Origin of the sequence: Schaalia sp. Marseille-Q2122 (assembly GCF_903645355.1) — a bacterium.
Taxonomy (GTDB): domain Bacteria; phylum Actinomycetota; class Actinomycetes; order Actinomycetales; family Actinomycetaceae; genus Pauljensenia.
Map to the genome: position 1 here is coordinate 174,336 of NZ_CAHJXR010000002.1, position 13,191 is coordinate 187,526.

General features: G+C 61.5%; 9 protein-coding genes. 5 read left to right on the forward strand and 4 right to left on the reverse strand.

Translation table 11 applies throughout. From position 1 onward, the window contains the following. Positions 1–12: 12 nt before the first annotated feature. The 5 genes from HWX48_RS01785 (at position 13) to HWX48_RS01805 (ending at position 6,581) form a co-directional block, all read left to right on the forward strand. Positions 13–747 carry a hypothetical protein gene (locus tag HWX48_RS01785; protein ID WP_175954054.1) on the forward strand — a complete coding sequence of 245 codons (735 nt, stop codon included), beginning with the start codon at positions 13–15 and terminating at the stop codon, positions 745–747. Next, positions 740–1,339 carry a DUF177 domain-containing protein gene (locus HWX48_RS01790; RefSeq protein ID WP_175954056.1) on the forward strand — a complete coding sequence of 200 codons (600 nt, stop codon included), beginning with the start codon at positions 740–742 and terminating at the stop codon, positions 1,337–1,339. The genes HWX48_RS01785 and HWX48_RS01790 overlap by 8 nt, the downstream gene beginning before the upstream one ends. Next, positions 1,339–2,073 (forward strand): ribonuclease III, encoded by a 735-nt coding sequence (gene rnc, locus HWX48_RS01795; RefSeq protein WP_175954058.1) that lies wholly within the window; start codon positions 1,339–1,341, stop codon positions 2,071–2,073. Before HWX48_RS01790 ends, rnc begins: the two co-directional genes overlap by 1 nt. A 63-nt stretch (positions 2,074–2,136) precedes the next feature. Then, positions 2,137–2,751, forward strand: coding sequence for a response regulator transcription factor (locus HWX48_RS01800; RefSeq protein ID WP_175954353.1), 615 nt, complete (start codon positions 2,137–2,139; stop codon positions 2,749–2,751). Positions 2,752–2,954: 203 nt separating this feature from the next. Next, positions 2,955–6,581 carry an alpha-L-fucosidase gene (locus HWX48_RS01805; protein WP_175954060.1) on the forward strand — a complete coding sequence of 1,209 codons (3,627 nt, stop codon included), beginning with the start codon at positions 2,955–2,957 and terminating at the stop codon, positions 6,579–6,581. A 142-nt stretch (positions 6,582–6,723) separates the two neighbouring features. On the opposite strand, the gene HWX48_RS01810 is transcribed toward HWX48_RS01805, so the two are convergent. The 4 genes from HWX48_RS01810 to cydB form a co-directional block, all read right to left on the reverse strand. Continuing rightward, entirely contained in the window at positions 6,724–8,370 is a 1,647-nt protein-coding gene (locus HWX48_RS01810; RefSeq protein ID WP_175954062.1) for a GAF domain-containing sensor histidine kinase, read from the reverse strand. Then, positions 8,370–10,133 (reverse strand): thiol reductant ABC exporter subunit CydC, encoded by a 1,764-nt coding sequence (gene cydC, locus HWX48_RS01815; protein ID WP_175954064.1) that lies wholly within the window; start codon positions 10,131–10,133, stop codon positions 8,370–8,372. Before cydC ends, HWX48_RS01810 begins: the two co-directional genes overlap by 1 nt. Then, positions 10,130–11,938 (reverse strand): thiol reductant ABC exporter subunit CydD, encoded by a 1,809-nt coding sequence (gene cydD, locus HWX48_RS01820; protein WP_175954066.1) that lies wholly within the window; start codon positions 11,936–11,938, stop codon positions 10,130–10,132. Before cydD ends, cydC begins: the two co-directional genes overlap by 4 nt. A 123-nt stretch (positions 11,939–12,061) precedes the next feature. Beyond that, entirely contained in the window at positions 12,062–13,189 is a 1,128-nt protein-coding gene (cydB, locus tag HWX48_RS01825; RefSeq protein ID WP_175954068.1) for a cytochrome d ubiquinol oxidase subunit II, read from the reverse strand. Positions 13,190–13,191 lie beyond the last annotated feature (2 nt).

Consider the following 13,191-nt stretch of genomic DNA (forward strand, 5'->3'; position numbering starts at 1 on the left):
GGGGAGGACACCATGACAGACAGCGTTGAGAACACCGACACCTACGAACATGCCTCCACCTACGAGGACGCACAATGGGAAGAGCAGGCCGTCTACGGCCCCTCCACGGTGATCGCCATCTTGGATCAGATTGAAGATCTTGTTGAAGAGGCGCGCGCCGTTCCCCTGTCAGCCTCCGTCATGGTGAATAAGGCTGAACTCATTGACCTTCTCGAACAGGCTCGCGAGGCCCTGCCCGAAGACCTCGTTGCCGCTGACGCCGTTGTTGCCGACGCTGACGCGGTGCTCGGCCGCGCCGACTCCGCCGCAGAAGTGACCATCGCTGAAGCAAATTCGCGTGCCCGCGCCACCATTGATGAGGCCCGCGAGAAAGCCCAGCAGCTGGTCGGTGACGCCGGCGAACGCGCCGAACGTATGGTGGAACGCGCGCAGGAGGACGCCGAGGCGACCATCGCCCAGGCTCGCGCGGAAGCCGAGGCGATCCTCACCGACGCAAATGCTCAAGCCGAGCGCCTCATCGCCTCGGAAAACATCAGCCAGCTCGCCCAGGAGCGTGCCCGCGAGATCGTCGCGGAGGCACGCCACCAGGAGGCCCAGTTGCGTCGAGGAGCCGATGAGTATGCGGCGAAGAGTTTGACGGAACTGTCCCAACTTCTCCATGATCTTCAGCGGCGCACTGACGCCGGACGCCGAGCCATTGCCGAAAGAAGCGGCATCGACCGAACGGATATCAGCATCGATGAGTGATTCCCTGCACCTGTCCCTAGTGGAGCTGCCCCGCCAGCTCGGATCCACCCTCACTCGGGAACTCACCTGGGTGGTTCCCGAGGATTGTGGCACCTCCTCCATGAGGGTTGAACCCGGCACCGAGCTGCCCATCGATGTCACCTTGACCTCCGTTGACGACGGCGTCCTTGTCCAGCTTTCCACCGACATTGAATTGCTTGGTGAATGTGTGCGTTGCCTTGATCCGGTCCGTCGTGAACACGCCATCGACACAGCAGAAGTCTTTTTCGAGCCTGAAGCGGCGGCGCGTTTCGCGGCAGAAGCGGGCGAGGATGAAGAAGCTGACGACCTGCTGGTCATTGATCGTCGGAACAGTATCGATATTGAGCCCCTCTTGAGGGACTCGATCATCACTCTCGTTGACGAGCGTCCCCTGTGCTCTGAGGATTGCGAGGGCCTGTGCCAAGATTGCGGGGAACGGTGGGCTGATTTGCCTGAGGATCACGCTCACGAGGTGATCGACCCCCGTCTGGCGGGCCTGGCAGCCCTCCTGGATTCGGGCCTTCTTCGTGACGGGGACTCCAGTGATCAGACCGAGGGTGAGGCCCGCTAGTGGCAAAACGCTCGAAACTTCCCCAACCCCCTGCAGAAGACCTCAACGCCCTCATGGAAGTGTGGGGCGCGGATCTGCCTGAGGAGCTGCTCCGCCTTGCCCTCACGCATCGCTCGTATGCCAACGAGGCTGGCGGCTTGCCCAATAATGAGCGCCTCGAATTCCTTGGGGACTCGGTGCTGTCCATTGTTATCGCTGAGCGCCTCTTTCATGATTACCCCAAGTGCTCTGAGTCGGAACTGTCGAGGATGCGCGCGGCGACAGTGTCGCAAACCCCTCTGGCGCAGGCCGCCCGCACTCTCGGCTTGGGTGACTATATCTTCCTGGGGAAGGGGGAGCACCTCTCCGGTGGCCGCACGAAAGCCTCGATTCTTTCGGACACCTTCGAGGCATTGCTTGGCGCGACCTACCTCACCCACGGTTTCGAGGTTGCTCAAAGGGTGATCCTTACCCACCTGGCACCCATGCTTGATCAGGCCTTCGTGCGTGGTCAGACGCAGGATTGGAAGACGAGCCTTATTGAGTACGCTCGCTCCCAGGGGTGGGGGGATGTTTCTTATGTGGTGACGGGCGATGGCCCCGACCATATGCGGACCTTCACCGCGCAGGTCTTCATTGAAGGCTGCGAGGGCGTGCAGGGGATGGCCCTGGATACATCCAAGAAACACGCTGAAAACCTCGCTGCCCGTGCAGCTTTGCTAGCGTTAGAGCCAGACTTTATTCGTCCCGAGTAGCCCCCGAGGGCGCGGGTGTGTAATGAGAAGGGAGACATTCACTCCATGACTAATATTCGTGTCATGATCGTTGACGATCATGAGATTGTCCGCCGAGGAATCGCTGAGATTGTCGATCGCGCTGATGGTCTGGAAGTTGTTGCCGAGGCTGGCACTGTCGCCGACGCCCTGCGCCGCGCTGACCTTGTCCGCCCCGACGTGATCCTTGTTGATCTGCAGCTTCCTGACGGCACCGGCATTGACATTATGGAAAAGCTTGGTCAAAGCCTGCCTGAGGTTTTGCCCATTGTCTTGACCTCCTTTGATGATGATGGCGCTCTGGCGGAGTCCCTCGAAAAGGGCGCGCGCGCCTACGTCCTCAAGACCGTGCGTGGGGCTGAGATCACTGACGTCATTAAGGCGGTGGCCGCAGGCCGCGTCCTGCTTGATGAGCGCACGGTGACGCGCCGTCGCGCTGACCATGATGATCCCACGGCTGATCTGACCCCCTCGGAGCGTAAGGTGCTTGACCTCATTGGTGATGGTCTGTCGAATCGTGAGATTGGTGAGAAGCTGGGTGTTGCGGAAAAGACCGTGAAGAACCACATCACCTCCTTGCTCTCGAAGATGGGTCTTCAGCGCCGCACGCAGGTTGCTGCGTGGGTGGCTGGCCAGCGAGCTGCAGCTTGGAGAAACTAAATAGAACACTATTTAAATCGGGCTCTTCCTTCTGCGATAGAAGGAAGAGCCCGATTTCTGTGTGGGGTAATGAATATTTGTCAGGTTGTCAGACAAAAATGCTTGAGAAACGACTGGAAGAATGCCTAAAGTTTGATTACAGCTCTCAATGACGAGAGCTGAGGACACTGGCGTCCTCAATTTTCCTGAAAGGATAGCGATCGATGAGACGATCGATACTCGGGGGCTTAACAGCCCTTGCGGTTGCTATCGCGTCAATCGGTGTGACAGCCCCTGCCTCTGCCGACCCCATCACAACAGACAATGTGATCGGTATTCCAGCAGCTGTCGACTATGACGCAAGCGAACGCATCGCAAATTGGCAGAAACTACAGTTTGGCCTCTTCATGCACTGGGGCGTCTACTCCATGTACGAAGGCGTCTACAAGGGACAGCCCCAGGGCACCGGCTATCCCGAACAAATCAAGGCATGGAAGAACATCCCAACGCCTGAATATCTGGAAACAGCCGCCCGCATGACCGCAGAGAATTGGGATGCCGCCCGGATCTGCGAGGTCGCAAAGAACACCGGCATGAAATACGTCATGATTACCACAAAGCATCATGACGGCTTCGCCATGTGGGATACGAAGACCACCGACTACAACGTCGTCAAGAAAACGGCCTTCGCCAAAGATCCCATGAAGCAGCTCGCTGACGAGTGCGGAAAACAAGGCATTAAGCTCGCCTTCTACTTCTCCATCATCGACTGGACGAAGCACGATGCTGAGCCTTACTCAAACCTCAACCCCATCCCTGAGAGCATGATGCCCTACATTAAGGCACAGCTCGACGAACTCATGACCGGATATGGCCCCATCGCCGAACTCTGGTTCGACATGGGCGCACCAACCGCAGACCAATCGCAACGCATGGCCGACTGGGTGCGCGCGCATCAGCCCAACACAACCGTGGTCAACTCTCGCGTGTGGAATGACAAGGGCGACTTCGAAGTTGGCGGTGACAACAACGTCCCGACAGACTTCCGCATGGGCCCATGGGAATCCATTTTGTCGATCTTCCCAATGTGCTGGTCCTACTGCTCAACCTACAAAGCTCCCCGCACGCCAGACAGGCTGCCACGAAAGATCGAGAGCACCATTCGAAACCTCATCACAGTCATCGCAGGCGGCGGCCAATTCGCCTTCAATATTGGCCCCAAGGGCGATGGCTCCATCGATCCCTACGATCAGAAAGTCCTTGAGGGGATCGGGACATGGATGAAACGTCATCCGGATGCCATCACCGGCGCTCGACCCACATGGATTCCCGCACAGAGCTGGGGTCGTATCACCACCAAGGGCAACGCCCTCTTCCTCTTCCCCAATGAGTGGCGCGCCGGAAGCACGCTGACTATTCCTGGAGTATCCACCCGCGTGACAAGTGTCAGCGTTGACGGAACAGAACGCACCCTGCCCTTCACTCAAGAGGGGACAAGCATTACGGTGACGATGCAGGGCGACAATCCCGAAGCAAACCTCATCCACGGCGCTTCACCCATCCCCGTCATCAAGGTCAACTTCGATTCAACGCCCCGCCTGGTGCCCGCGCAAACCGCTGAACTCACCAACGGTATTGGTGAGGCTCAAGCCGTGCCAATTCGCGGCGCGAAAGCCTTCGGCAACGTCGCTTACGATGCCTTCGTTCTTGACCGTTCCGGCAAGGTGTACAAGGAGGTTGAACTCGACTTCAAGGTGACAGGCGCCAACCCGACCGGCCAGTACAAGCTCACCGTCGGAGAGACCAGCGTTGTCGTCACAGGAGCCGAACTCAATAGCGGAGCAATCTCGCACGGTTTCACCCTTGCACCCAATACCGTCACTCGTATTCGGTTGCAGTACGCGAATCCGCGCTACTACGCCGATGGACTCGATGCCAATGTCCAAAGTGTTGCGATCGAAGCATCGGAAAATCCAGGTGAGAACAAGGCCCCCGTATTCATCAGCCAACCTGAGGACACAACGGTCGAAGTCGGCTCACCAGTGATGTTCTCTGCAGCAGCGAAGGCACGTCCTCACGCCACCTACCAGTGGTACAGGAAAGCGAGCGCTGATGCCGAAGGCACAGCAATCCCCGATGCCACATCCGCCACCTACAGCTTGACTGCTCAAGACGCTGACAATGGAGCGATTTTCTACGTCGTTGCCACGAACGCGGCAGGGCAGGCACAATCGCGCGAAGCGACATTGACGGTCACCCCCATGAACCCCAATATCGCTGAAGGAAAGGAAGCCACCCAGATTTCCACCGGATGGGGTGGACGTCCTTCTCGCGCGGTTGATGGCAACACGGATGGCGTGTGGGACAACGGTTCAGTGACTCACACCCGCGATGGCTCAACCAACCCATGGTGGCAAGTGGATCTGGGTGAGGACTTCTCGATCAAGACAGTGAAGGTCTGGAACCGCTCGAATCAGGATCGCTGCGGTATCGTCACGTGTGACACGCGCCTGCGCGACTTCTACGTCATCGTCTCTGCCAACAACTTGGACAGCGCCAACGATATCGCCGAGATTGAAAAGCGTGACGGCGTGCGTGTCATCAAGGTTGAAGGCACGGGCGGATTCCCCTCCGAAGTCGACTTTGAAGGAACCGAAGGCCGTTTCGTTCGTGTGCTGCTCCCCGGTGAAGAACCCCTGTCTTTGGCTGAAGTGGAGGTCGCAGGCGAACGAGCCGCAGTTGCTCCGACGATCTCACCCATCGAGGTCAGAGCTGAGAAAGACGACGCTTTTGATGCTGCAGGCGATGGGGCAAGCCGCACGATCACAGTCGATCCGAATACGGAGCTCTTCTTTGTCGTCCAAGTTGGCGGAAAGCCTGAGCCTGACATTCAATGGCAGAGCATGGCAAGGGACGCTGACGAATGGACAGACCTCGAGGATGAGAATCAGGACACCTACTCCAAGGTCATTACCGAAGCTGACGAGGGACTGAGGATCCGCGCAGCCGCAGCAAATAAGATCGATGCGGTAATCAGTGGGGAAATCATCATCGCTCTGCGTGAAAAACAACCTGAAAAGAAGGTTGAGATCACGGTCTCTGCACAGAGACCTCAGCAGGGCAGCGAGGTGACCTTCACCGCGACAAATCTGACGCCCGGCAAGGAAGCAACCTTCACTGTTGCCTCCGGTCCCGTGACCGCTGGGACCGCTATGGTGACAGAGTCGGGCACAGCTGAGTTGACCTGGACAGTGCCTACCGATTTTGCGACTGGTCCGCACTCCCTGACCGTCAGCGATACGGAAGGGAAGAGCGGAGCGGCGACCTTCGAGGTAGTCGCTCGACCATCAACCCCAACGCCGCCGACTCCTCCCAACGTCCCCGAAAAGCCGACCGTGACGCTGTCGGGCGCCCCTATCCAGGGCGGCTCGCTGAGCATTGAAGCCAGCGGATTCGCCCCCGAAGAGGAGGTGACCCTGGAGGTCCACTCCGACCCGCTGGTTCTTGGCACGATCAAGGCAGATAACAAGGGCGTTGTGCGTTTCACCTGGAAGATTCCTGCAGACTTCCCCAAGGGAACACACACGCTCCACGCCATCGGTGCCACCAAACGTGCTGAGGTTTCCTTCACCATGGCAGGCAAGCCCTCCCAACCTCAGAAGGATCCCCAGAAGGACACCAAGCCTGATCGGACCATTCCCGGTGCGAAGACCCCCACACCGTCAGGAAAGGTCGTTCCAAAGAACGACCGCCTGGCCAAGACCGGTAGTGACGTGTCTGGACTACTTGCCATGATGGGTGCCCTCGGATGTGTGGGAGCCCTGGCAATCCGGAGCCGTAAGCGCTCATAAGCGGGCGGCCTTAGCACACGCTGGGCTCACGTATAGGGTTCCAACCTTGTGTGAGCCTCATCCATAGCGGTGGGGGCGGAACAACAGTTCCGCCCCCACCGCACGTTCACATGGCTCCTATCCTCGCCAGGAGCCGCAGTACTTAGGTCAGGGGGACACGCCAGTTAATCTGCGTGCCCTTGTCGTCAATACCCGCCGAGAGATGGAAGGTACCCCCGTGACGGCGGGCTCTTTCTTGCATATTGGCCAGGCCCGAATTGCGCGTGCGATTGGGGTCCATGCCCACTCCGTCATCAGCGACGCGGCAACTCACCGAGCCAGCCCCGCAAATGCCACGCACCTCAACAGTGACCGACCCTGCGGTGGCTTTCGCGTGGCGGGCAATATTGGACAGGCCCTCGCGCACGATGGCGACCATGTCATCACTGATATCGGGTGCGATCCGATTCTGAAGATCCTCAATGAGAGCATCCTCTTCCTCCTCGACCTCATTAATGAGGCGCTCATCCAAGGAAATCACCAGGGAAGGAGCAAAGCCCAAGAAGGAGCGCGACAGGGAGGTTTCGCGGCGAATACGCTCCACCAGCCCCGCACTCCTGTCAGGTTCACGCAGGTCGTGGACGATCGCACGGATCTGGCGGACAGCCTCGTCAACGGAGGCCAAAGACTCATCGAGGGAGGCCATGATCCCCTCCCGCTCAAGCTCTCCACTGGCGACCCTCTGCTTCGTGGCATCAAGCTGCATGCCGGCAGCAAAGAGCTGCTGAATCGCGAAATCATGCAGGTCACGGCCAATACGGTCGCGCTCATCGAGCAGGGCGGCAACGTCCTCGGCGTGACGGGCCGAGGCCAATTCCAAGGCCAGGGTCGCTTGCGAGGCCAAGGACTCAGCCAAGGGCAGGTCCGAGGACTCAAACTCCGGTGCCCCCGCCTTACGGAAGAGGATGAGCACACCCGAGGACTGGCCGCGCGAACGTAATGGCGCATATAGGGCAGGTCCGAACTCGCTGAGCTGCTTGAGACGCATTGTCTGAGCCCGCGCCATCGAATCCACGATCATGCCCGTCCCCTCGTTGAGCACCGACATGGCGCGCCCCTCGGGAGGGAAAACCAAGCCAAGCAGGCGGTCGGCATGGTAGCCGTCCGTGATCTCCGCAGCCCAGGTGTCGCCCACGGAGGGCAGGACAATAATCGCCGTGTCGGCGTCCGCCACAGCGCGCACGGTCTGGGCGATGAGCTCCAGGGCTTCTTCCTCGTCAGCGCCCTCCAACATCGTGGTCGTCAGCGACTGCGAGGCAGCAATCCAGCGTTCGCGGGTGCGAGCCTGTGAATACAACTGGGCGTTCTCCACGGCCACACCCACCGCATTGGCCAGGGCACTGATGAGGGAAATATCGGTCTCATCGAAACCACCGAGCTTATCGGTGAGGTAGAGCAGACCATAGACCTGATCGTGCAGGGGTACGGGCACACCCAGGAAGTTCGCAATAGGAGCATACCCGGCGGTGTGTGTCACCGTATTGGCAATGAACGCGCCATCGGTGGGGATTGAACGCACCAGCGTCGGGTCGATCGGCAGGGGAGAGAGTGCTCCCGCGTCGGGAATGACGTGCTCAATGAGGTCAGCGGTCCCACCCCAGGTATCCAGGACAACGAGGGCGCCGCGCCGAGCTCGGGTCAGGCGGCAAGCTTGCTGAACGAAGTTTTGCAGCGCCGCCGACACCTGCAGATTGGAGGTGAGGTCAAGGGCGGCTTCAAGCAGGCGGTAATCCGTGCGGTCGGGTGCCATTATGCCTCCTGTTCTCGCGCCCAACGGTACGCCGCTGAACGCTCGTAGAGTTCGTCATGCGTGCCCGCATCGCTCACCCGCGCGGGCTGGCCCTCCTCGCCGGGCGCAAAAACCATCACAGTGTCGGCAGCATCCAGGGCGGACAGGCGATGGGAGACAATGAGGATTCCTCGCTCATCCGTGCGGCTGCGCTCAAAGAGAGAGCGCATGAGCGCATCAGCCATCTGCGGATCCAGGTGCTCACTAGCCTCATCCAAGACCAGCAGGGGAGAGGGTGCCGCCAAGGCGCGAGCCATGAGCAGGCGGCGTCGCTCGCCGCCAGAAACAGTGGTGCCACCCGACCCCAGCAGGGTCTCCAAACCGGAGGGGAGCTCTGCCACCCACTGGGCCAAGCCTACCGAGCGCAGGAGCTCCCGGGCGTCAGCCTCGTCCAAGGAGGGATTGGCAACACGAAGGTTCTCAATGACGGTGGTGGCAAAGACGTGGGCGTCCTCGGCGGTCATGGTCAGGCGCTCCGTCATGGCCTCACGCTCGGCCCCCCACACGTCCACGCCATCAATGGTGAGGGACCCCGCGCGCGGGGGAATCATGCCAGCGAGGGTGAAGAGCAGGGTTGTCTTGCCCACGCCGGAGGGACCAACGATGGCGATGGCGGAGCCTGGGGCCAAGCGCAGGGAGATTCCCTCGGCGACAAGCGGGCCGCCCGGCCAGCCGATGGCCAGGTCTCGGGCCTCCAGAACAGGGCCGCCCGGAGTGTCCGGGATCGGGTGGGTGGCGATGAGGTCATCCTCGCCCAGGAGTTCATCGATACGCACGGCAGCACCCGCTGAACGCACCAGCTGCACGGCGGCGGGGGCGAGCTCAGCGGTGCCCTCAAAGGCCGCAAGGGGGGTCAGGGCGAGGACCGCGAGGGACACGGCAGCGATCTGACCGCCTACAGTGTCTGGAATACCCACGAGGAGCGCACCCACCACAGCCATGCCCATGGCCACGCGGTCAATCCCGGCGGCCACACCGGCAACCTGCCCAGCAGCGCGTGTCGCGCGATTAATCTCCGCCTCCTGCGCGGCCAGCTGGGCGTGAACACGGGGGAGCTTGCCTGAGATCGCCAATTCGGAGGCGCCCTCCATGACGCTCAGCACCGTTTCCGACATACGGGTGCGGGCCTCCTGCGTGGAGAGTTCAGCAATGCGGGAGCTACGCATGGTGATGAGCGGCGCGACAACGCCGGACACCAGCAGGCACAGGGCCAGGATGAGGCCAGCAGCGGGGGAGATGAGGCTGATCCCCACGACGGTGCCAGCCCCGACAAGGGTCGCAACAACCGTGGGAAGCAGGGCCTTGACGACGAAATCACCAACGGCATCAACATCGGCGCCGGTGCGGGCCAACAGGTCGCCGCGTTGAAGTTGAGCCACACGATTGACGGGGCCATGAGCGAGGATGCTGTAGAGCGAGTAGCGAAGGGAGTCCATCCCCGCCAGCGCTACCTTGTGGCTGGCCAGGCGCTGCAGGTAGCGCATGAGGGCACGCAGCACACCAAACATGCGCACAGAGGTGGCGGCCACCGTCAGGTAGAGCACCGGCGGATGCTGGGAGGCGCGGGCAATGAGCCACGCCGAGGTCGCTGCTAGCGCAATAGAAGAGCCCAAGCCGACGACGCCCAGGAGGACCGAGAGGGCAAAACCCCTGCGGTCAACGTCAAGGAGGTTTAGGACACGCCCGAGGGCCCTACGTTCAGTGGGGGTGAGGAAAAGGGTCATTGTTCCTCCCTCAGGGGAGCAGTGGGAGCCTGGACAGCGGAAGGGGGAGTGTCCTCAGCGGGTTCTTCCAGCAGGGCATCGTCAAGGAAGCTAGGCAGGGTGACCTCGAGGGAGTCAAGAGTGTCAACGGGGGTGAGGATCGGGTAGCGCTCAATGTCCTTCGGGCTTGCCACTGCGCGACGAACTGGGATCACCTGGTCGGCCAGGGCCAGCATAGCGCTGCGGTGAGCAATGACGACCACCGTGGAGCCAGCCTCCTTGAGAGCTGCAACAGCGCGGGTGACGGCCTCTTCAGACAGGGCATCCAGGTGTGCGGTGGGCTCGTCCAACACCACCAGGGGGGCGTGGGCGAGGAAGGCTTCCATGAGGGCAAGGCGTTGACGCTGGCCAACGGACAGGCCCAGGCCACCGCTTCCAATGCGGGTCTCCCAGCCCTGGGGTAGTGCGGCGAGGACCTCGTCAAAGGTCGTCATCTGGGCCGCGTGGGCGAGCTCCTCATCGCTGGCCGAGGGCAGGTTATCACGCAGCGTGCCCGCAACAAGAGTGGGGGACTGGGGAATCCACATGACCTGCTCCCAGAAGGATTCCGGGGCAACGTCGGCCAGGTCAATACTGCCGTCTGCACTGCGCAGGAGAATGCGACCCTCCGTCGGGCGCTCCAGGGCGAGCAAACACATGGCCGTGGTGGTCTTACCGGAGCCGGAGTCTCCCTGGAGGGCGACGATGGTTCCAGGCTCGATGCTCGCATGGAGATTGCGGGGCGCCCAGGCTCCGCGGGCGGCGACGCTCAGGTCCACACAGTCGATGCGGCACTGAGCGAGGCTGGGTGCGGGGGTGGCGCTGCGGGGAGCCTCGTCCTGCTCCAAAATGGCGAAGGCCGCGTTCGCTGCGGCCACACCATTGGCGGAGGCGTGGAATTGAGCGCCCACCTGGCGGAGGGGTTCGAAGACCTCCGGGGCGAGCATGATGACGGCCAGGCCGGTCACGAGGCTGACGGATCCGCCCACGAGGCGCATACCGACCTCTACGGCCACGAGAGCCACGGAGAGGGTCGCGAGGAATTCCAGTGCGCCACCCGACAGGAAGGCGATCCGCAAGGTGGCCATAGTGGCCTTCGTATTGGCAGAACCCAGGTCTTTAAGGTGCGCGTTGGGACCCTTTTCGCGGCCGAGAGCGCGCAGGGTGGGCAGTCCCGACATGAGGTCAAGGAGTTGCGCACCGAGGCGTTCCATGGCGGCGAGCTTAATGGCCGTCGAATCCTGAGTGAAACGCCCAATGAGGATCATAAAGATGGGGATCAGTGGGATCGTCAGCGCCGCAATGAGGGCCGACCAGAAGTCCAGGAGGAGGATGGTGAACAGGGCCAGGGGCGTCACCGTGGACACGAGCACCAGTTGGGGCAGGAATTTCACGAAGTAGGGGGCGAGGTCGTCCAGCCCGCGGCTGATGAGCGTGGCGGCCTCGGCGCCGTTGCGCGCACGCCAGCGCGGGCCAAGAGCTTCAGCTTTACGGACGAGGGCGTCGCGCAGTTCCCCGATGGCCTGTTCGGCAGCGCGGTGCCCCATTGCTTCACGCAGGGCCACGAGGCCACCGCGCACGAGGACAATGGCGACAAGGATGAGGAGCCAATGCGTGACATCACTGAGCGTGGCATGTCCGGTGACGACGGGGGAGACCGCCGCTGAAATGACGAGGGCTTGGGCGATGACCAGGGCGGCGGTGAGGAAACCTATGGCCGAGATGGCGATGATGTGCCGCCGGGCCGAGTGGGCATAGCGGAGCAATCGGGGATCAAAAGGACGCACCGTCCAATTGTGCCTGTTTTTTCACAGGCATGCCTACACGTGTCATGGGGTGCGGGCGGAGAAAACACGGGGGCGTGGCTGACAGTGTCAGCCACGCCCCCGTGTTGAGGTCTGATCGGAGGATCAGGCGTCGGTGCTGGTCAGGAAGTTGTGACCGAGGCGGATCTTCGTGGGAAGAAGACCGGCGTTGGTGTCAACATCGTTGACCGACACGCGGTGACGGAACACCCAGTAGGACCAGACGGTGTAGGCCAGGACGACGGGCACGAAGCACACGGCGACGACGGTCATCACGGTCAGGGTCGAGGAGGTGGAGGAGGCCTGCTCAATGGTGAGCGAGTATGCCGGGTCGATGCTGGACTTCATGACGGCAGGAGCCATCGCGGAGAAGATCCAGGCAACGGCAGAGGCAATTGCCAGTGCCGAGAAGGTGAAGGCCTTGCCCTCGGAGCGCATGGCCTTCTGAGAGAAGGCAGCCGAGGCGATGAGGGACAGAGCGGCGATCACGAGGGGGATCCACGCAAGGAGGTTCTCGGAGTAGGCCAGCTGACCCCACAGGACCCACACGGCTGCCAAAACGGTGGCAACGATGGAGGCTGCGGGAGCAATGTCGTTGGAACGCTTGCGGACGGCGCCCTCGGTCTTGAGAGCGAGGAACTGCGCGCCGTGGGCGAAGCAGATGGCGACAACAACCAGACCACCCACCAGGGTGAAGGGGGTCAGGAGGGAGAAGAAGCCGCCGGTGAGCTGGTGTGCAGCGTTGTTGAGGTTGGCGGCAACCTCAGCGGGTGCCACAACCTGGCCAGCACGGTCAACGACCTCGATCTGCATGCCCTGAACGAGGTTGGCGAAGGCAACACCAAGCAGCAGGGGCACGCCGTAGGCGGCGGCGGTGTGCATGGTGTCCCAGGTGGAACGCCACTTTGCGGTGGCGATCTTGGAACGCCATTCGAGGGCCGAGATACGCAGGATGAGCAGGACCAGGATCACGAAGAGAGCCAGGTACATGCCTGAGAACATGGTGGCGTACCATTCGGGGAATGCCGCGAAGGTTGCGCCGCCAGCGGTGAGCAGCCACACCTCATTGCCATCCCAGTGGGGGCCAATGGTGCGGGTTGCTTGGGTGCGTTCGCGGTCGTCCTTGGCGACGACGGGCAGGAGCATACCCACACCGAAGTCGAAGCCTTCAAGGACGAGGTAACCGGTCCACAGGACGGCGATGAGGATGAACCACAGGATGCCCAGAGTCATCA